This window comes from Lactobacillus sp. OTU4228 (assembly GCF_001006945.1).
GTDB classification, from domain to species: Bacteria; Bacillota; Bacilli; order Lactobacillales; family Lactobacillaceae; genus Lactobacillus; species Lactobacillus amylovorus.
The window spans coordinates 14,819-35,641 of the sequence record NZ_CDLD01000001.1 but is presented as its reverse complement, the minus strand read 5'-3'; the positions used below and the strand labels follow the sequence as shown (position 1 = coordinate 35,641).

At 38.1% G+C, this 20,823-nt stretch carries 21 protein-coding genes and 2 tRNA genes; 9 read left to right on the top strand and 14 right to left on the bottom strand.

Annotated features, from left to right (window positions below; translation table 11 throughout):
* Positions 1–78 precede the first annotated feature (78 nt).
* Both BN1206_RS00210 and htpX read left to right on the top strand, forming a co-directional pair.
* The gene (locus BN1206_RS00210; protein WP_052542678.1) at positions 79–639 is read left to right on the top strand and encodes a LemA family protein; all 561 of its coding nucleotides are present in this window, start codon (positions 79–81) and stop codon (positions 637–639) included.
* Positions 640–650: 11 nt separating this feature from the next.
* Complete coding sequence (gene htpX, locus BN1206_RS00205) at positions 651–1,532, top strand: zinc metalloprotease HtpX (protein WP_022087170.1); 882 nt, start codon at positions 651–653, stop codon at positions 1,530–1,532.
* A 43-nt stretch (positions 1,533–1,575) separates the two neighbouring features.
* Here htpX and BN1206_RS00200 read toward each other — a convergent pair whose 3' ends face one another.
* Entirely contained in the window at positions 1,576–2,517 is a 942-nt protein-coding gene (locus tag BN1206_RS00200) for a helix-turn-helix domain-containing protein (RefSeq protein WP_118026882.1), read from the bottom strand.
* Positions 2,518–2,681: 164 nt separating this feature from the next.
* Here BN1206_RS00200 and BN1206_RS00195 point away from each other — a divergent pair, with 164 nt between their 5' ends.
* From BN1206_RS00195 to pepI, 3 genes are read left to right on the top strand one after another with little or no spacing between them, the layout of a single operon-like run.
* On the top strand, positions 2,682–4,031 hold the full coding sequence (locus BN1206_RS00195; RefSeq protein ID WP_022087172.1) for an ATP-binding cassette domain-containing protein: 1,350 nt from the start codon (positions 2,682–2,684) through the stop codon (positions 4,029–4,031).
* A gap of 2 nt (positions 4,032–4,033) precedes the next feature.
* Entirely contained in the window at positions 4,034–4,687 is a 654-nt protein-coding gene (locus tag BN1206_RS00190) for an energy-coupling factor transporter transmembrane component T family protein (RefSeq protein ID WP_013436942.1), read from the top strand.
* Positions 4,688–4,695: 8 nt separating this feature from the next.
* Positions 4,696–5,577, top strand: coding sequence for a proline iminopeptidase (gene pepI, locus BN1206_RS00185; protein WP_052542677.1), 882 nt, complete (start codon positions 4,696–4,698; stop codon positions 5,575–5,577).
* Positions 5,578–5,610: 33 nt separating this feature from the next.
* Here the strand turns inward: pepI and BN1206_RS00180 are convergent, their stop codons facing one another.
* The 8 genes from BN1206_RS00180 to yycF all read right to left on the bottom strand — a co-directional run bounded on the left by BN1206_RS00180 (position 5,611) and on the right by yycF (position 14,198).
* A complete protein-coding gene (locus BN1206_RS00180; RefSeq protein ID WP_013641364.1) occupies positions 5,611–6,225 on the bottom strand; it encodes a sugar O-acetyltransferase in 615 nt (204 codons plus the stop codon).
* An 86-nt stretch (positions 6,226–6,311) separates the two neighbouring features.
* Positions 6,312–6,791, bottom strand: coding sequence for a 23S rRNA (pseudouridine(1915)-N(3))-methyltransferase RlmH (rlmH, locus tag BN1206_RS00175; RefSeq protein WP_013436939.1), 480 nt, complete (start codon positions 6,789–6,791; stop codon positions 6,312–6,314).
* A gap of 465 nt (positions 6,792–7,256) precedes the next feature.
* Positions 7,257–8,501 carry a S1C family serine protease gene (locus BN1206_RS00170; RefSeq protein WP_013641361.1) on the bottom strand — a complete coding sequence of 415 codons (1,245 nt, stop codon included), beginning with the start codon at positions 8,499–8,501 and terminating at the stop codon, positions 7,257–7,259.
* 80 nt (positions 8,502–8,581) lie between these two features.
* Entirely contained in the window at positions 8,582–9,379 is a 798-nt protein-coding gene (locus BN1206_RS00165; RefSeq protein WP_013436937.1) for an MBL fold metallo-hydrolase, read from the bottom strand.
* Positions 9,380–9,388: 9 nt separating this feature from the next.
* On the bottom strand, positions 9,389–10,213 hold the full coding sequence (locus BN1206_RS00160) for a two-component system regulatory protein YycI (protein WP_013436936.1): 825 nt from the start codon (positions 10,211–10,213) through the stop codon (positions 9,389–9,391).
* A gap of 4 nt (positions 10,214–10,217) precedes the next feature.
* Positions 10,218–11,573 carry a YycH family regulatory protein gene (locus tag BN1206_RS00155; protein ID WP_013641360.1) on the bottom strand — a complete coding sequence of 452 codons (1,356 nt, stop codon included), beginning with the start codon at positions 11,571–11,573 and terminating at the stop codon, positions 10,218–10,220.
* Positions 11,563–13,419, bottom strand: coding sequence for a cell wall metabolism sensor histidine kinase WalK (gene walK, locus BN1206_RS00150; RefSeq protein WP_014565480.1), 1,857 nt, complete (start codon positions 13,417–13,419; stop codon positions 11,563–11,565). Before walK ends, BN1206_RS00155 begins: the two co-directional genes overlap by 11 nt.
* Before the next feature lie 62 nt (positions 13,420–13,481).
* Complete coding sequence (yycF, locus tag BN1206_RS00145) at positions 13,482–14,198, bottom strand: response regulator YycF (protein ID WP_013436933.1); 717 nt, start codon at positions 14,196–14,198, stop codon at positions 13,482–13,484.
* A gap of 135 nt (positions 14,199–14,333) precedes the next feature.
* Here yycF and BN1206_RS00140 point away from each other — a divergent pair.
* The 4 genes from BN1206_RS00140 (at position 14,334) to BN1206_RS00125 (ending at position 15,841) form a co-directional block, all read left to right on the top strand.
* Positions 14,334–14,406 (top strand) — tRNA-Lys (locus BN1206_RS00140).
* 118 nt (positions 14,407–14,524) lie between these two features.
* A complete protein-coding gene (locus BN1206_RS00135; protein WP_013436932.1) occupies positions 14,525–14,746 on the top strand; it encodes a hypothetical protein in 222 nt (73 codons plus the stop codon).
* Positions 14,747–14,860: 114 nt separating this feature from the next.
* Positions 14,861–14,933 (top strand) — tRNA-Lys (locus BN1206_RS00130).
* 170 nt (positions 14,934–15,103) lie between these two features.
* Positions 15,104–15,841, top strand: coding sequence for an SLAP domain-containing protein (locus tag BN1206_RS00125; protein ID WP_052542674.1), 738 nt, complete (start codon positions 15,104–15,106; stop codon positions 15,839–15,841).
* A gap of 70 nt (positions 15,842–15,911) precedes the next feature.
* On the opposite strand, the gene BN1206_RS00120 is transcribed toward BN1206_RS00125, so the two are convergent.
* The 5 genes from BN1206_RS00120 to BN1206_RS00100 form a co-directional block, all read right to left on the bottom strand.
* Positions 15,912–17,045 (bottom strand): SLAP domain-containing protein, encoded by a 1,134-nt coding sequence (locus tag BN1206_RS00120; RefSeq protein WP_052542672.1) that lies wholly within the window; start codon positions 17,043–17,045, stop codon positions 15,912–15,914.
* A gap of 122 nt (positions 17,046–17,167) precedes the next feature.
* The gene (locus BN1206_RS00115; protein ID WP_052542671.1) at positions 17,168–18,142 is read right to left on the bottom strand and encodes an SLAP domain-containing protein; all 975 of its coding nucleotides are present in this window, start codon (positions 18,140–18,142) and stop codon (positions 17,168–17,170) included.
* 131 nt (positions 18,143–18,273) lie between these two features.
* Complete coding sequence (locus BN1206_RS00110) at positions 18,274–19,185, bottom strand: SLAP domain-containing protein (protein ID WP_052542668.1); 912 nt, start codon at positions 19,183–19,185, stop codon at positions 18,274–18,276.
* Between the two features lie 85 nt (positions 19,186–19,270).
* Entirely contained in the window at positions 19,271–20,209 is a 939-nt protein-coding gene (locus BN1206_RS00105; RefSeq protein WP_052542666.1) for a helveticin J family class III bacteriocin, read from the bottom strand.
* A gap of 19 nt (positions 20,210–20,228) precedes the next feature.
* Positions 20,229–20,552, bottom strand: a complete 324-nt coding sequence (locus BN1206_RS00100) for a hypothetical protein (protein WP_025006472.1) — start codon at positions 20,550–20,552, stop codon at positions 20,229–20,231.
* Positions 20,553–20,823 lie beyond the last annotated feature (271 nt).

The window sequence follows — 20,823 nt, the reverse complement described above, 5'->3', positions numbered from 1 at the left end:
CAAAGCATTCTTTTTTATTGTCCAAAAGTATACAATCGGCTAAAATTTAAATAATATAGTGTGGAGGAGGATACAAAAATGTCACCACTTTTATGGATAATTTTAGCCATCATCGTATTAATTGTGGCTATTTACATTACTGCCTACAACGGCTTGCAAAGAGCCAAAGTTTATACAGAAGAATCTTGGAGTCAAATCGACGTTCAATTGAAGCGCCGTAATGACTTGATTCCTAATTTGGTAGAAACTGTTAAGGGCTACGCTAAGCACGAAAGTGAAACGCTTGAAAAGGTTGTGCAATTACGCAACCAATTAACTGAAATCCCTGCTGGCGATCACGAAGAAACTTTGAAGGTTTCTAACCAAATTACTGACTCATTAAAGACAATTTTTGCCTTATCAGAAAATTACCCTGACTTAAAGGCCAACCAAAACTTCTTAAGCTTGCAAGAAGAATTGACCAACACTGAAAACAAGATTGCCTACTCACGTCAACTTTACAACTCAAGTGCTGCTCAATACGACCAAAAGCTTTTGACCTTCCCATCAAATATTGTAGCTAAGATTCACCACTTCACTAAGGTTGACTACTTAGAAACACCAAAGGAAGAAAAAGAAGCACCAAAGGTTAAGCTTTAAAGGATACGAAAATGCTATACCAACAAATTGCACGTAATAAACGCAAAACTGTAGTGGTTATGGCTGCCTTCGTTATCATCTTAACTTTAGTCGGAGCAGGTTTTGGCTATTTATTCAGCAATACGCCATGGACGGGAATTTTTATTGCTTTAATCGGTAGTTTGACCTATCTCTTTTTAGTAATGCGCGATCCTGCCAACATGGTGATGAGTTTAAACCATGCTCAAGAAATTCACGAACAAGACAATCCGCAGCTTTGGCATATCGTAGAAGATATGGCAATGGTGGGCCGCGTGCCTATGCCCCGCGTTTTTATCATTAATGATCCTAGTCCTAATGCCTTTGCGACGGGCCGAGATCCCGATCACAGCGCCGTAGCGGTTACGCAAGGCTTATTAGACATGATGGATCGTGAAGAGCTGGAAGGCGTATTAGGACACGAGATTTCCCACATTAGAAATTACGACATCCGTTTATCAACGATTGCTGTTGTCCTGGTTGGGGTAATTTCATTTCTTTCAGGTCTTGCTAGCCGCTTCATTTGGTTTGGCGGCAGTGATGACGACGATGACAATAACAATGCTTTTGAGATGATCTTTAAAGTTGTTGCGATTGTCTTTGTTTTGATCTTAGGTCCATTATCTGCATCCCTAGCCCAAATGGCACTTTCCAGAAACCGTGAATTTTTAGCAGATGCTAGTTCCGTCGAATTAACCAGAAATCCGCAAGGACTCATTTCTGCTTTAGAAAAAATTGAAGGCAGTCAGCCAATGAAACAAGCCGATCGCTCAAGTAGCGGCATGTATATCGAAAACCCATTTAAACATAGTGGCAGTCTTTTTGATACGCACCCACCTACAGCCGAGCGAATTAAACGTCTACAACAAATGTAATAAAAAAAGAATCCGGAATTTCCGGATTCTTTTTTAGTTTTAGCTACTTCAAATTGATATTTGCTTGTCTAAACAATTCTTCTCGCATGGCAGCAGGTGTCATGTGATAATATTGATTAAATTTTTTGTAGAAGAATGACTTGCTTGAATATCCAACTCGTCCAATAATTTCCTTAAGTGAAATATCAGGTTGAGCAAGGAGTTCGCGTGCCTCTTGCATTCTTCTTTCATCAACATGATCGACAAAACTCTTGCCTGTTTTTGCCTTAACCATGTTTGAGAAATAATTTGGATTGAAGCCAAAATACTTAGCAGCGTCAGCTAGCGATACATCTGCAAAATGTGCATCAATATAATTATCTAATGACTTCTTTTCGAATTTAGTCTTGTCTAAATTAGTTGGAGTAGCCATTCGCTGGGTTCTAATCGAAATGATTAGCATTACGGTCAATTCGGCCTGAATTAAGGCCGTAGCGAATAAATCATTGTTCAAATAACCGCCGATGATGTGTTGCATTACTTGGGATGCACGAGTTATTTGATTGTTCTTTAGCCACAATACGTGTTCATTGCCAAGGCTATCAATAATTTGTTCAATAACCTTGTTTTCACGCTTTCCTTTGTAACTAAAGTACTTGAAGTATTCACGATAGACAAAACCTGGCTTAAACTTTAATTTAACAAGGACTGAGTCTTCTTTTTGACTCTTGACCTCATACTTCCATCCCTCTGTTAACAGAAGCACGTTACCAGACTTCATGGTAATGATCTTTTCACCACTCTTAATTGTCACAGTACCTTTAGCAACATAGAGTATTGTTGATACATCCATCTGATAACGGTGGATTCCAGTATTATGATTTTCAAGGTAGATAGTAAACATATCAAAATCTGGATTTCCTGCTTCTAGCTTTATTTCATTCCTGTCTGTTGAATTCGACTTTAATATGCTAGCCAGATATTGGTCCAAAGCAACAGCTGCCATATCCATGTCCACCTTCCTTACAATAAATCAAATTATAATACTATTATAACTATATTATAATGCATTATTATAAGTTATTTGATTACAAATTCGACCATCTTTATAGTGAAAAAATTTCTTTTACGAATTAGACAATCAAAAAATCATCTTGTACAATCAGAATTATGATAGTAACACTAGATAATATTACTTTTTCCTATGAAAAAGAACCTATAATCCAAAATTTATCATTAAAAATTCCAGCAGGCTTCTCACTGCTGATGGGACCTACGGGCTGCGGCAAATCCACACTGCTTAAAATTATTGCGGGCCTCTACCCTAAATATGCGGGCAAATTGACTGGCACCGTGGAATTAAATGGGCAAAAAACAGCCATGATGTTTCAGAATGCGGCTGAGCAGTTTACGATGGCGACCCCACGTGAAGAGATCGTTTTTGCCTTGGAAAATTTGCAAGTTGAGCAAAAGGACTACGAAAAAAAATTAGCTAAAGCAGTAGAATTTACACAAATTTCGGACCTACTTGATCAGAAGATCAATACCATGTCGGGTGGCCAGCAACAACGTGTAGCTTTAGCTGTTTTACTCGCTATGAATGTGGATGTGCTTTTGCTTGATGAGCCTTTTGCCAGCTGCGATCCAGATGCACGGAGCTTTTTGATCAGCAAATTGGCTTTACTGGCTAAAAATGGCAAGACCATCATCTTGAGTGACCACGTTTTAGATGATTATGAGCAGGTCTGTGATCACTTATTTGAGTTTAAAGCTAAAACTGTGCAGGAATTGTCAGCTGACGAGAAGGAAAAAATATTTATACAAAATAAGCAAATGCATGCACACGAATATTCATTTTCTTTGCCAACCGGTCAGCCAATTTTCACCTTAAAAAACGTGCAGATTACGCAAAATAAATTGTTGCTTAAGCAAGCTGATCTAAATCTTTATTCAAAGAGCACTTTGATCACTGGACCTAACGGCGTGGGCAAAACATCCCTGTTTAAGGCGATGACGAAGATGATTCCTTATAGTGGGAGTTTTACTTACCATGATCATGAAATAGCTAAATTGCATCAACGTAAGTATTTAGCTCAAGTTGCGCAAGTCTTTCAAAAGGCAACGGATCAGTTTTTGACCGTGACTGTAAAAGATGAACTCAAGCTCAGTAAGAAAGATCGCAATAGCTTTTTTACGGACCAAAAAATAGAGGAATGGTTGGATAAATTGGGACTAGCTAATCACTTGGATCAGGTCGTTTATACCTTGTCAGGCGGTCAACAAAAAAAGTTGCAAATTTTACTACTACTCATGACCAAACATGATGTACTTTTAATCGATGAACCACTCAGTGGTCTAGATCATAATTCTGTAAAGCTGGTGTTGAACCTAATGCGAGAAAGCCAAGAGAGGCTCCAGCAGACGTTTTTAATCATCAGCCATCAGATAGACGAGTTAGCTGATTTCTGCTCTTATCGCCTTGTTTTTGACCAGCAGCAGCTTAAATACGTGGAGAAGTAACTATGAATCCCAGTTTAAAATTTATCTTAGCTTTTATTGTTTCGCTGGAAATATCGTTAAAAGCTAGTTTAACTACCAACATTTTAGTAATCGCGTTTGCGTTAGTTTATTTACTGGTCACTAAGACTAAACTCAAAGAATTGCTTTTACTGATCATTTTGCCCTTCATCGCGGCCTTTACGATCTTTGCGACGCTTTATTGGTTCTCGCCTACGCCAGACCCCTATTATGCCTGGAATTTATCAACACGTGTCTACGTTTATACGTTGACGATTGCCTGCGTGACTCGTAAAGTCACTGCGACGGATTTTGCTCGTTCGCTGGAACGAAATTTGCACCTGCCGAGCAAGTTTGCGTACGGCGTTTTGGCAGCGATCAATATCATTCCGAAGATGCGTATGGCGGTCAATCAAATCCGCACCTCGGCGATGATGCGCGGGATGTACCTTAGCTTTTGGTCACCAGCTCTTTATTTTAAGGCGATCTTAGTTGCGCTAAATTCAGCCGATAATCTGGCCCAAGGCATGGAATCGCACGGCTATGTTGAGAATCAAAAAAGATCTACAATAGTGGCAATTCCACTGACTAAAAAAGATTGGTTGATCTTTTTTACATTATTAATTTTGGTAAATATCTCATTATTTTGTTTTAAGTAGGTGAAGAAATGGAAATTATCGAAGGAAAAATGCCCTTCATGGGCTATGAAACTTACTACCGCATTGTTGGTAAACGAAGCGAGAAGCCGCCACTAATTCTGCTTCATGGTGGCCCTGGTTCAACGCATAATTATTTTGAAGTTTTGGATAAACTCGCAGAAATCGACGATCGTCGCATCATCATGTATGACCAATTAGGCTGTGGCAACAGCAGCATCCCTGACGATCATCCAGAACTTTATAACAAAGAAACTTGGGTTAAAGAATTAAAAGCTCTACGTGAACACTTGGCCTTGCGCAAGATCCACTTATTGGGCCAAAGCTGGGGCGGGATGCTCGCCATCATTTACATGTGTGATTACCACCCAGAAGGCATTCAAAGTGTGATCTTATCAAGTACCCTTTCATCAGCTTCATTATGGTCAAAAGAACTCCACCGTACGATCAAGTACTTGCCAATTGAAGAACAGGCTGCAATTCACCGCGCCGAATTAACGGATACATTTACCGAACCTGACTACTTGAAAGCCAACGAACACTTTATGAACCAACACGCCATCGACATGACAAAGAAGTGGCCAGAGTGCGTGATGCGTGAGAAAAAAGGTGGTACGGTTGCTTATGAGACTGCTTGGGGTCCTAACGAGTATACCCCTGAAGGTAACTTGCACGACTATGAATACACCGATCAATTGGGCAAAATAAAAGTTCCAACTCTGATTACGAATGGAACCGACGATTTGTGTACTCCATATGTTGCTAAGATGATGCAGGACAACATCCCTGGCAGTAAATGGAAGTTATTTGAAAATTGTGGTCATATGTCATTTGTCCAAAAGACCGACGAATATATTGCTATGCTTAAAAAATGGCTTGATGCCAATGATTAACAAAAACGCCTCTGATTTTCTCAGAGACGTTTTTTAATAAGGAAAATCTTTAAGACGATCTTTTTCAGTGATCTTTCTAATTACCTTACCAGGTACACCTACTACTAAAGAATTATCTGGAACATCCTTAGTCACTACTGCCCCTGCTCCGATCACGCAGCCATTGCCAATCGTTACCCCTGGACACACAGTAACATTACTTGCTAGCCAGCAATTATCGCCAATGGTTATTGGGGCACCATATTCAATATCATCAACTTCACCATCAGCTTGTTTTCTAGGGTTACGTTGTTCATACATTAAAGGATGAAGCGGCGTGATTAAAGAGACATTAGGACCACACATTACATTTTTACCAATTGTAATTGGACAAGTATCAAGAACCGTTAAATTAAAGTTGGCATAAAAATTATCTCCTAAATGAGTAAAGCAGCCATAATCAAACTGAATTGGACCTTGGAGAAAAACGCCTTTGCCATGATCAGGCAATAGCTGGTCTATAACTTTATTTCTTTCTTCCGCATTATCTTCTGGAATTTGATTATATTTTTGACTTAATAAATGAGCTTTTCTTCTCATTTCAGGTAAATTACCTTTTCCAGGGCGATACGGTTTACCAGCCAGCATTCTTTTAGTATTCTCTTCCATAAAATCTCTTCCTTTACTTAAGCAATTAACTTAATCTTATCATGAAAGCGGTTTAAGCGTCTCTGATTTCTCAGAGACGCTTTTTTCTACTTATGATATGGACTACCCGAGTTAATCATGAACGCACGATAGATCTGCTCAATCAAAACCACCCGCATCAACTGGTGTGGCATGGTCAGCTTACCAAAACTGATCAGATCATCCCCGCGCTTATTCACTGCATCGCTTGTTCCCAAGCTACCACCAATGACGAAGGTAATATCCGAATGGCCATACGTTGCCAAATCCTGAATTTCTTTAGCAAATTCCTCACTGCTACGCTGCTTTCCCTTAATCGCAGTAACGTACACGTACTCCTTATCCTTGATCTTGCTTAAAATTCGCTGGCCTTCAATTTCCTTAACCTTTTCGTCTTCAGCCGCACTGAATTTTTCCGGTGCTTTTTCGTCAGGCACCTGCACAATCGATACTTTTGCAAAACGATTTAGTCGCTTTTTATATTCCGCAATCGCATCTTTAAAATATTTCTCTTTTAATTTTCCAACACAAACAATCTTAATATTCATACCCACTAGTTTACTACAAAACTACTCAATAGTTTTCCACATTTATCATGAAACACAATCCATATTTTGTGGTATGATTTTAGCTATACTCTATAACTTGTGGCTAAATAAATTTCAAAACTTTTTTGAAAAATACTTTCCCACATTTTTATTTTGAAAGCATTTTTTCACAAACTTTATTTGTTCTTTCCCGATATAACAGCATGAACATTTGTTTTAACAAATTATTTTTACTAACTTTATGAACATTTTTCTATTTTTTCCACAGGTGAATAAAACTATAATTCCTTAGTTATGCACAATCCACAAAGTTATCCACACTTATCAACAGGTGTATATCTATTTGACAAATTTTAAAGCCGAACTTTTCGGTGTTACACATTTAAATAGTTAACAAAAAGGCTATATCCGCGTTCAAAGCGCATGATATAGCCTTTTATTCTTGTAAACTTTTTACTTTACTTATTAATTGCCTTCAAGTTTAACCTTTAAGCTGACATTTCTACCATTTCTGTTCACGGTTACATTTACGGTATCACCGACTTTGTGGCTGTACAGAATGCTGTGTAACGATGCCACATCGTCGACCTTCTTGCCGTCAACTGCAGTAATCACATCGCCGCTCTTCATGCCAGCACGTGAAGCTGAACTGTTCTTGTTAATTGAAGCAACATAAATACCATTCTTAAGGTTTGACTTGATCTTCAAACGGCTTCTGTATGCTTCAGGAATACCATTAAGTGCAACTACTCTTACACCAAGTTGTGGACGAGTAATCTTACCCTTCTTAACCAATTCATTAACGATAGTTACAACTTCGTTTGAAGGAATCGCGAATCCCATACCTTCTACAGAAGTACCGTCACTTGATTGAGCAAGCTTCATTGAGTTGATCCCGATAACTTGACCAGCTGAGTTAACCAAAGCACCACCTGAGTTACCTGGGTTAATTGCGGCATCAGTTTGGACAACTGTTTGTTGGTGGCCTGATGAAGTTTCAATTGTTCTAGCAGGAGCTGAGACAATACCTTGCGTTACCGTAGAAGCATATTCACTACCAAGTGGTGAACCTACAGCAATAACAGTTTGACCGGCTTGTAAGCTCTTAGAATCGCCGAATTCAGCAGTTTGCGTTACATACTTAGCATCGATTGATAAAACAGCCAAGTCGGTTGTGCTATCTTTACCAACAACCTTAGCACTTACAGTTTTACCATTAGCAAGTTGAACTTGAACTGCGTCACTACCTGAAATAACGTGGTTGTTAGTTACGATGTAACCCTTACCGTTTGATTTCATGTAGACAACACCTGAACCTTCACTGTAGGTTTCAAGCTTGCCGTTCTTTTTGGATGAACTGCCCTCATCATCGCCAAACAAGCTGTTATAGAGCGAATCCGTGCTGCTTGATGATTGACGCTTTAAGTTAATCACGGACACTACAGCGCCTTTAACGCTGTTGTAGGCGCTTGTCATAGTGCCGCTTGTCTTGGCACTCTTTTGTGAGACTTTGCTGCTGCTTGATGAGACGCTGGTTTGAGCTGCACTATTATTAACTGATGCACTGTTCATTTGATCAGCTGCGTAATATGAAACTCCACCACCGATAAGTCCACCAACTACACCAACAATAGCTGCAGTGGCAATAATTTTACCGCTGCCGCTTCTTCTTTTTGGCATTTGACTATTATTGTTTTGATTCTCTGTCATACTTGTCTCCCCTCAATTTTACTTTTTAATATCATACCTATTAAATTTGAACTTTGTATGAAAAAAAGGTGCTAAAATTGCTAAATTTGAATTAATTTCGTAGGCTTAGCAGGCTCTGTATCAATTATCTTAGCATCATCGCTTAAATCTGCATCCCCTTCAATCAACATTTCCTTCGCCGTCTCATGAGCGAGGTACTCCGTATTATTATGCTGGCTGCGGTGTGCTAAAAAGATGTGCTTGGTCTTCGATGTCACCACGTCCACCAAGGCTTGAGCAGCTTGATCATTAGATAAGTGCCCTACATCTGACAAGATTCTCTGCTTCAATGGCCAAGAATACGGTCCATCCCGCAACATCATCGTATCATAATTAAATTCCATCATGTATGCATCTGCGTCTTCGATCGTGCCTTCAACTTCTTCAGAGACATAACCGGTGTCGGTTAAAAATGCGACACGTTTGCCACCACTAGTGAAAACGTAGTATTGGGGTTCAGCTGCATCGTGGCTAGTCGCAAACGCCATAACATCTAAATCGCCAAAAGTTTTTGTCTGTCCCGGCTCAATCGTGTTCATCTGCTCAGCCGGCAATTTGCCAATTTTTTGCGTATCAAGCAAGTACTGCCACGTGCCGCTGTTGGCAAAAGCATCAATTCTAGGATAGCGTCGCATTAACACACCAAGGCCGCCACTATGGTCCGTATGATCGTGGCTTAAAAAGGCCATGTCGATGTCATTGATGTCTACTCCGACATCTGCTAGCAAATCTTTAGTCTTTTTACCAGACAGGCCAGCATCCATAAGGATTTTATGCTGGCCTGTCACTATTAAACTGGTATTTCCGGTTGAACCACTTGCCAAAACGGAAACTTTCATTATTTACTTCTACCTTTCTACGTTATAGGTACTCGATTGCAGCATTTGTGCTGTATAAGCATTCACACGCTTTAAAGTAATATTCTTAGTCGTCTTGTTTTCTACCCAAACTAACCAAGTTGGTAATAGAATCGTGCTGCCGCGAACTTCAGTTAACTTAGAATAGCCTAACTTAATGCGGGCAACGCGAGAATTGTTGGTCAATTCACGGTCGATGTACATGGCACGAATCGCACGCCAAGCACTGATGGTTGACTGCAATTCACGCACAGGACTAGCTGGCCCCATGTAAGTTTCGGTGTAGTTAGTAATCTGATTGTCCTTGACACTGATTGTCAATTGAGCCACATTGGCATAAATTTCACCATAGTCAGAAGTTTGAACAAACATGTAGTTGTCGGCACTCGACATATCCGGTTCATACTTGAACTGCTTGCCATAAGGCACGTTTTTCGGATCATTTTTAAACTCATTAACCTGCTTCAACGCGGTCTTTTCATTCTTAGACAAAGTTGTAGCTATCTTGGGTGTAGCGTAAAGCGTATTGTCAGTCTTTGAGTAGCGTGCAGTAACATTAGTTAAATCACTTACCTTAGAAGACAAGTAATCTCTATTCTTAGTGGCTAAATAGTAGCCTGAATCCGGCGTATTCGAAATTGATTCGGGCAGATCGATATTGTCCGACTTCATCTCTGAGCGAATGCTGGCCACACTTTGCGTTGTGGTATCCGCATTGCTCAAGTTAACAGGTGAATGCAGAATTTCGATTCCTAAATAAATATCAATTAGTAAGAAGACAATGAAAAACAGCCATTCAATTCGTTTATAGTCCATTGAATTACTTCGCCTCCCCGCTAGTTACGGATTCGCTAAATTTACGGTAAGTGGTCAAATCTTGCTTTTCCCACTCGCTAACGCTCTTCCATTCATCATAGGCCTTCACATAATAAGTTGGCACTAGGTTAATCAAACCATGACGACTAGAATCTTTTTCAGTCGTAAAGCCAATCACGATTCTTTGAATATCGTCTTGCTTCAAGCCGTGTGATGCCAATTCATCAACTACGTCTTGCGTCGGCTTAATCGTTTTGGTCTGTCCATCAAATGGAATTGGAATCTGAAAGTTGATGCTGTTAAAAGCTACATTGATTGAATCCGTTGAGAAAGTAGTTTTAACTTGTAAATCATGCTTATTCAAGAAGACTGGAATTCCTTCGATGTAGTTCAAATAGCTGACGTTTGAACCATCTGCGTCAAAGAAACGCAAATCTTGTTCGGTCAAACCAAGTTGGTGCACATAGTAGACACTATCGAGCAAACGACTCGTTGCGGAAGGAATCTTATTCTTTTCGTAATGAGTGTAAAGATAGTTATGCTCGCCGGACTTAGGAGCCGGCACCTTCAATCTGGTGTAGTAGCTAAGTGAATAAATTGTTTGACCGTTTTTATTCGTCTTACTGGTAACACCAGAAGTACCTAACAAACGTGAGACAAAGTAAGAATATGATTGATGGTTAGTCAAATAGCTATAAACCTTACCATCGATTTCTCGACTATAAAATGGTGAGTAACCTTCTCTTAAACGTACCAGACGTACTGGTGACTTGCTTTTGGCATTTTGCGCATATTTACGCAAACGATCAAAGTTAGCGCCCTTGATTTTAATCTGGTAAATTTCGTTGTTTTGGTCATTGCCCAGATAAATCCAGTGATTGGATTTGGAAACGAAGAAACGGTTGAATTCACGATCATCATTAGCAGATTTGTTCAATTGGTTAAATAAAGAAAAGGTAATCTCATCTGGATAAACCAATTGCACGTATTCTGGGCTATTCAAGTACTCTTGATATCTGGCTTGTGAATGAACGATTTTCTTGATCTTGTTAACAGCCTTAGCCTTCTTGATTTCTTTAGTAAATTCCAAAGTTAAGTTGTTCTTGGAATCATAAAGCTGACACAAGTTGCCGTTAGGAAAACCATAGGAAGTCGTTGGAATATACAGATCATAAAGAGATTTTACGCTGCGGTTGCGTACCTGCTCCTTAGTCGTCGTATTTTCTTGATTCTGTTGACCGATGTTACTGAAGCGTTGGTCACTGGTCATAATGAAGATCCACAACACAATGGACAAAACTATGACGATAAATGTGCCTAAGCCCAATAAAAAGTCGCCTAGCTTGAATCTAAACTTCATCCCAGTCGTCCTCCTCTGTCATTGGTTCATAAGGTAAGGAAATGTAGAAGGTAGAACCTTTGCCTTCGCTACTGTCAGCCCAGATACGACCATGGTGGGCTTCAACGATTTCTTTAGCAATCGCCAAACCCAAACCGGTACCACCTTGAGCACGTGAACGAGCCTTATCGACTCTGTAGAAACGATCGAAGATCTTGCCCAAGTCTTTACGTGGAATACCCAAACCTTGGTCGGAAATACTCAAGATGACGTGGTTTTTGTTTTGCGTCAAACGAACCGTAATTACACTACCATCTGGTGAATATTTAATTGCATTGTTCATGATATTGTCGATTACCTGCATCATCTTGTCGGTATCGATTTCTACCCAAAGAGCTTGATTGCCTAATTCACGCTTGATCGTGTATTTCTTCTTTTTATCATTGTTTTTGTCAGTCTTAACGATCATGTCGAATCTATTCAAGATGTGGTTAACAAAATCGTTCAGGTTAACAAATTCAAGGTCCATCTTTGAAACGCCACGGTCCATTCTGGAAAGACTGAGCAAGTCGTTGATCATACGAATCATTCGACTAGTTTCTTGTTGCGTTACTTCCAAGAATTTTGGCGCGATGTTTGGATCCTTCCAAGCCCCTTCGTTTAAGGCTTCAATGTAGGCTTGCAAACTAGTAAGTGGCGTTCTAAGTTCGTGCGAAACGTTAGAAACGAATTGCTTTTGTGAATCTTCGTTCTTTTGTTGTTCCGTTACATCGTGCAAAACGCATACGCTACCGGAAACAAAGCCCGTTACTCGCTTAATCAAAGAGAAGCTAGCGTGCAGGATCATTTCATCACGCGTATTTGGATCGATTGTAACGACAATTTCTTTTTGACTAGAAATTAAATCTTGTGAGGAAGTATCCTTCAAGCCAAGGACTTCCGCGATTGGTTTGTTAATGACGTCTTCTTCTTTAACATTTAAGAAGTTCAAAGCCATCTGGTTAACAACGCTGACGTTGCCGTGACGATCGGTAGCCAGCACTCCATCGCTCATGTGCGAAAGCACGCTGTCCAACCTGCGTCGTTCACTATCGGACTCTTCTTGCGAGCGTTCGATTCGAACAGACAAAGTATTAAAGGCACGACCTAATTGACCCAATTCATCGTTTGAATAGATCTTTACCTGGCTAGAATAATCACCATCGGCAATATGCAAGGCCTGCTTCTGCATTTCTTCGATAGGCTGCGTAATTGCCCGGGAAATGACTAACGCCAGGAATGCGCCAAGCAGTGCCGCAATTAAGGATGCGATCAAGAATGTTAATGAAATCTGCCGCAGGTTGTTAAAGACATCCTGCATGCTGGCTTTCACATAGATCGCTCCGACGTTATTGTTAGATCCGTTTCCACTAGTCAGTGGAGAAATCTGGATCATGTAATTGCCGTGGTCATCGATTACCTTGTTAATCTGATGCCCGGTTGAAATTACCCGCTTAACATCGGTGTTGTTGATTCTTTGACCGATCTTGCTTTTATCATTCAAATTAGAAACGGCACGAATCGTATCCTTGTTGTCAACGACGATAATTTCACTGATCGCATCATTATTGTAGTCATTAACGATCTGGTTCAAACGGTCGTTGGCATTTTTACTGTCACTGGTCAGTTGATTAGCTAATTGATTACTTACAACCGTCTGAATTTGAATTGACGATTGAAAGTTCTCAATACTGGTTTGTTCAAGCTGTCTGGTAAAATAAGCTCCAATAACTTCGATTGTCGCCAGCAGCATCAGCATGAACACGATCGCTAATTTCATATTGATGGAATTAAACGTATCATTTAACTTTTTTCTGAGTCTTTTCATTTCTCACTCAACATCTAAAAAAAGAAAGCCACTTACTTCTTCAGTTCTGTGGCTTTCTTTAACTATCCCTCACTTGGCTGTTTTACGTAATAACCTACACCACGGCGAGTAACTAAAACTTGAGGTTGAATTGGATTATTCTCAATCTTTTCTCTTAAACGGTGAACGGTTACGTCAACAGTCCGCACATCACCAAAATAATCATAGCCCCAAACAGTTTGCAATAAGTGTTCACGGGTCATAACTTGTCCCATATGTTGTGCTAAGTAATAAAGAAGTTCAAATTCACGGTGAGTAAGTTCGATCTTCTTACCATTCTTTTCAACAATATAGGCATCTGGCATGATTAATAGATTGCCGATCTTAATATTCTTATCGGGCTCTTCTTGGTTAGCAGCCTCAGCCTTCTTAACGATATCACGGCGACGTAAGTTAGCCTTAACACGAGCAACTAATTCGCGGTTAGAAAATGGCTTAGTTACGTAATCATCTGCACCCATTTCAAGTCCTAAAACTTTATCAATTTCAGTATCTTTAGCAGTTACCATGATAATTGGCATATCGTGCGTTTGACGAACTTCACGAGCAACCTCGAGTCCGTCTTTCTTTGGTAACATCAGGTCCAGAATCATTAAATCTGGATCATATTCGTCAACTTTTTGAACAGCTTCTTCGCCATCATAGGCAGTGTCGACGTCAAAGCCCTCCTTAGTTAGGTTAAATTTGATAATATCAGATATAGGCTTTTCATCGTCGACGACGAGAATTTTTTTTGGCATCGGGAATGCCTCCTTTGCTCTTACATTATACTGAATTTTGTAACATTAGCCAAAAAATTTGAGTTTTTTTCAAAAAAGTCTTGCATTTTTTTACGTTTCAGAGCATAATAATATCTGTTGATTGATTCAACGCATGGGTGGCTAGCTCAGCTGGCAGAGCAACGGACTCTTAATCCGTGGGTCCAGGGTTCGATCCCCTGGCCACCCATAACTGTAAGAGATATGACAGAAGTCATATCTCTTTTTTTGTTCATTCATTTGATTAGCGCTTGTAAGCTCTTTCTTGGTAAAATAGAAGAAAAGAACTTATTCAAGGGGGCTTTACTATGAACGAAGCTGTATTTTTCAATCCGGGGGATGCCATTGCATCTTCACACGACTTCAAGGAAGCACGGCGCAGTGCACAGATTATTAAGGCAGAACGTCCGACTGACCGTCAGATTGTAATTGCCGAAAATGATAAAAATGGCGTGTACGCTGTCTACTATGCCGATAGTGCAAACAAAGATCAAAGCGGAATCGCCCACCACATTAAGGATCAAATTTAAGAAGAAAGTCACTTTTTGTGACTTTTTTTATTTTTTTCAAAAAAAGGGTTGTCAAAACCTATTTCAACTGGTAATATATTTAACTGTCAGCACGAGAGCTGATGAAATCAATATGGGTGGCTAGCTCAGCTGGCAGAGCAACGGACTCTTAATCCGTGGGTCCAGGGTTCGATCCCCTGGCCACCCATAATATGAAAATGGCACTGCGAGGAGTCGGTGCTTTTTTTGTGCTTAAAATTAGATATGTAAAAAAGGCGGCTTGATGGCCGTCTTTTTGGGATCAGTGTGAATTATTGTACCTCCCAATTTATGTGCTTTAATATGGTTAACATTCGAATATTGATGAGGTGTTAACACATGAAAAAGAATAGAACAATATTTACCATTCTCATTACCGTCTTTTTGGGCATCGTTTCACTAAGCATGAATTCCCGCCCAGTTAAGGCAGCCAATAATGTGAAGCTGTATTTAAACAGTAACTCCTATGTATACAACAACAAAGGCCAACGTTTACGTGGTAAAAACAATTATCTTAAGAAGAATAAGGCTGTTACTGCTCCAGGGAAATTACAAAAAACAAATTCCGTGAAGAGATATTACATAATGAAAGATAATAGTTCAACAGGTGTAATGAATTCTAAAGAGAATTTATTTAATTATTTGTATTGGCTTCCATATAAAACAATTAAAAAGCAGGAATACTACAAAATAGGCTATAACAGATATATCAAGTGTATAAATGTTAAATCTATTTACAGTGAAGATCTTCCCTCACCATATGCAAATAAGGCGAATGAACTGATAACTAATCAAGCAACTGTTGTAACAAAAGATCCTAAGACAATTAACCAAAAACATATTTACGCATTAAAAGAAGTTTCTAAAAATAGAGTAGTAAATGCCTATGTATTACCCAAAAATAAGAAATTAGTCGTAGATGATACTGCGGGATTTGATAATGTGTATGCTGAAGCATACCATATTAAGAATACGCAATATTATATCTACGCTGGTGATATAGTTAAGAGACCTAAACATACAGTATATTCTCATCCTTACAAGTCCATCATCAATGGAGTCAAAACTTTATACTAAAAGTTATTACAATACGAAAAATCCTGCCCTAATGGACAGGATTTTATTTTTTAGCTTTTATTTATATATTTTACTTCTTTGCAGCAGCTTCTGCTTCAGCGGCTGTGTTTGATGGAGTTAATTTTACGCTTCCATCAATAAATTTAACATCGCTAGCTTTTACATAAGCATTATGACCAACATTAATTGTGCTCCAATGAACGGTTGGCGTTGTACTTGCATAAAAACTTGTGCCTACCAAGTGATAGAATAATTCAGCCTTATTTTCACTTGGTACCCAAATATATACTAACTTGTCTACTTTTAATTGACCTTTTTGTTTACTTATTTTTTGGCCGTTATGATCTTGGATAGTTCCGTCTGCATTATACACATCAGTGTCCTTAGGGAATGTAATGTATGAGAAGTTTTCAAAGAAATAGTCATGTAGTGGAATACTTTTAGCAGCTTTCACATCAGAAGCATTGATCCACTGATCAGTACCTTTGATGTGATAAAAATGGTCGTCGTTTTCACTTCTCTTAGAAAGTTCATTAAATTCCAAACGATCAACTGTAAATTTTGTTCCTACAGGAGTAATATGAGCCGTTCCTTTATAGCCATTACTGGTTTGGGTAATTAAACGAGTCGGAGTGGTTACAGTGACTGTTGTTTCTTCCGAATTAGTAGATGCTGATGATGAACCAGATCCATTCACTGAAGTATTAGTTTTAATAACTGGTCCTAAATTGGCTGATTTAATGTATTGTTTGCTTGGACCACCAATTCTGAAGTAGTGCTTACCATTTTTGAATTTGTAAGAACCACCATAAGTAGTGACTGTTTCACCTTTATAAAGCTTCCATCTGCCGTTATACGAAGTACGACCATTGGAAGACTTATAAACATAAGTGTTATGCGTTACTTTACGCGTTACACCATCAATATTGGTAGCTCTTAAATAGTGATTTAATCCATTTACTTTGTAATACAAATTACCGTTTATTTTTACAGGCTTAGTCACTACATCAACGGTCTTGTATGCATAATATTTGGTACCTGTGCTCTTACCATCTCTGTTATATGCTATTGAAGTATGCATGATCGTTTTAGTAATAGTAGTATCTGCAGCTTGAACCGTATGAGCTTGTGAGCCAAATGAAAGCATTGGACTTACAGCCATCAAAGCTGCAACCGAAGTTAAGATAAATTTATTTTTCTTCATTTTAATCATCCTTCTGTTAATATCTCGCTGATACTTCTATTATCTCCCCCCAATTTTTAAGTCAATCAACACAATCTGAATTTTTCCAGCAAAAAATCCTGCCCCTACGGACAGGATCTTTGTTAATTATTTAATTTATCTAAATCTACATAGTATGGTAAAAGATTCGATATTTTAGTTGTTGATCCCTTTATATTTGAAGCGCTGATAAATGTATGAGTACCTTTGATTTGATACTTATATTGTGGTCCAGCAGTCTTAGCATTAACAGTTACGGTTGTACCGCTAGGAATACGTTGGCCTAAAATCATATCTCCAGCTCCAACATTAACGGTCTTACCATCAACAATAACTCTATGAGCATTAACGCCATTAACTTTAACGACTCCAGGCAACACCTTCCCTGTTTTTGCATCTGAAGAATCATTCACAACATAAACTGGTACTGTTTGACGACCAGGGGCTGTTACCGTAATCTTTTCGCTATTAGAGCAATTCTGCAAACCATTAATTGTGGCAACGTTTCTAACGTTGATATATCTACCTTTACCCAATGAGTAATAGTAACTATTCTTTATTTTCTTATAAGGCAAATAATATTTTTCAGTACTAGTTGTATAAGCTTGAGAGTCTATGTTACTCTCAAGCACATAATATCTTTTATCTTGGCTAGTTTTTCTTAAACTGCCTGAAAAATAAACTGGATATCTATAAGATAAGCTACCTATCTTTTTACCACTAGCATTGTAAATATAGCTATTATTTAACAAACGGAAAGTATTTCTTCCATTTACTTTGCCAATAGAATTCAATGGAACATATTTGCCTTTGCCAACATTGTAGCAAACATATTTTTGCCCCTTAATAAGCCGTGGATTACCGTAATATTTCATAGTAGTGTTGGTCTTAATTCCACTCGATAAGCTTTTTCCGTTTACGTTATAACTTAAAGCTGTACTTTTGATACCAGCATAATAATTAGTATGTATCGTCTTTTGCGCAGCTTGAACTGTGTGAGCTTGTGAGCCAAATGAAAGCACTGAGCCAATAGCCATCAAAGCTGCAACTGAAGCTAAAATAAATTTGTTTTTCTTCATTTTAATCATCCTTCTATTAATATCTCACTTATACATCTATTATCTCCCCCCAATTTTTAAGTCAATCAAGGCAGTCTGAATTTTCTCAGCAAAAAATCCTGTCGATAATGACAGGATTTTCCTACTTTTTCTTAATTTTTATTCTCTGCAGCCGCTTTAGCTTCTGCCTGAGTGTTACTTGGCTTAAGTTTCAAACCATCAAAGTATTTCATATCACTGGTCTTAACATAAGCATCAGAAACTTTAAGCTTATCGCTTGTTGACGAAGTTGTATAAAAGCTTTTAGCAATCAGATGGTAGAACAACTCAGCCTTATTTTCACTCGGAAGCCAAATGTATAATAGGTTATCAGCTCTGAACCAATTTGCTTGCTTTCTCACTTTTACTCCATCAGCGTTCAGCTTTTCACCTTGACGATTATATACATCTGCGTTGTTCTTAAATCTTACCAAAGAATAATTGGTACGGGCATTTTCAAATTCTGGATCAAACAAAGGAATCTTTTTATTAACTTTAACAGCAGAGCCCATTATCCATTGATTGCTGCCTTTAATATGATAAAATCCATCGTCGTTAATCATTCCTGCTGGGAAGTTATCACTAAATGAAGTTACCTCATGGCGATCAACTGTCAATTTTGTTCCTGGCTTTAAATTCTTACGGACAGTATTGCCTTTATTATTAAAAGTTCTAGCAAGCCAATCAGCGTGTGGCTTTATTACAGCAGTAGCAGTCTTGACAACAGGTCTAGCTTTGAAGTTAGCTACTTTGACGTACTTATTTGATGTTGGACTAATTTTATAAAATTTTTGACCATTTTTAAGTGTCTGTCCATCACCATATGTAGTTACTGATTGCCCCTTGTATAATTTCTTTTTATTTTTATATGAAGTTCTCTTATTGGTTGAATTATAGATATATGCGTTTCTTGTGACTTTTCTAGTTGCAACAACAGAATATGCTGCTTTTACTTGTTGAGTAGAAAATACTCCAATAGCCATCAAAGCTGCAACTGAAGCTAAAAAGTATTTCTTATGATTCATTTCATTTTCTCCTTTATTAACTCTTAACGTTATTATACTCGGATAGAAAAAAAGCGCTTGAAAATTTTTCAAGCACTTTAAAATATTAATCCCATTCAATTTCATAAATTCTATTTAAAATTGTGAGATTCTTATTATTAACAAGCTTATGATACGCAACTGTTAAATAACCATGATTTTCACCAATAATCTGAATTGATTCTACCTCTGAGTGCATTCCTTTTCCGCTAATATTAACAGCAGATAATCCGACTTCTTCCCATTGTGAGGTCTCTTCATGCGCATAATAAGGAATCTTTTTAATCATTTTTGGATAATACTTATGATCTTCCATATTCGGTTTATGTTGACTAGTAATATAAATATTCCCTGCGTTATCTAAATCATAACCCTGTACAGAATTATTCATTAAATCATCAAAATTAGAAATAGTAAAACTATCTTCACATGGATATTTTTGCTTATCGCGTAAATCCACATAATCAATACTTGTATCATCTAAAGCTTGATTAATCATTTTTGCATTATAGATAACAAAATGTCCAGTTCCATCATTTTCCATTGTAGCAATTAACATTTTTGTATAGTCTGGAGATAGTGCTGCTTCTGCCCTCTTAAAGTTTTCAGGACTTTGACAGTAATCTTTAGGTTCTCCAGCTTGATCTAAGTATGCAATTCGTGGAAAAGCAGTATTACTATCGTACGTTTTACTTGCCTTTAAAGATCTAATATCTACACGAGCAATTTGCTTAGCCCAATGTTCCTTAGTAGGTTTCACGCCCACAAACCATTTACCCGATTCGCCTGAAAACTCCCAGGTTTGTGTATGCCCTGCAGCTTGTCCCACTAACTTTAAAACCAAATTAGTTAAATTGCCACGAGTCCCTCTAAATACATATGTATCTAACTGATCACGCCATAATTGCAAACCATAATCATAAGTTTCACCAACATTACCTTTTTGTATAACTGACTTATGTCCTGTACTTACATCAAATTGATTCAAAATTCTAGCATCAATCATAATAAAACCTCCAAAAAATCTACTTATCCTGAGCCTCGTGCAAGTCATTCATTTGCTTTGCAACTTCCGCAAAAATGTCCTGCACTTCTTGTTCATTCAACTTAAAGCCCTTAGCTTGCAAGCCATCAACTACTGCATTGCCAACTCGATTGATCTTCTTTTCATCAGATAAATTCTCTTGATCATACATGTTGATGTAGCTTTTCATTAGATTGCTTGTAACGATACGCAATCTTTCCAGCCTTTTATTCTTAAAGTGAACATGACTCAAGATACCAACACTTACAACACTAATAACCCAAAACGCTAGAGCTATTAGTTCAACGTAATCATGAATATCCATGATTTCTTCTTCACCTCTCTTTTTCCTTATTGCACAGTCATTGGCACCACCTCTTTGAATAAAATTCATCAACTAGATACTAATATTTATTGACTTATATTAGTATTTATACTAATATAACGGTATAAGAAATAACCTTAAGCACATGATTCCTTTCTTACTTACACACGTGTTTCTAGGCTTTTTCTTATTTCTTTCATATCTCGTTGACAGTTCTTATACTACGTCCAAAGACTAATATTGTCAATAAATTTTTAGTAAAAATACTTAT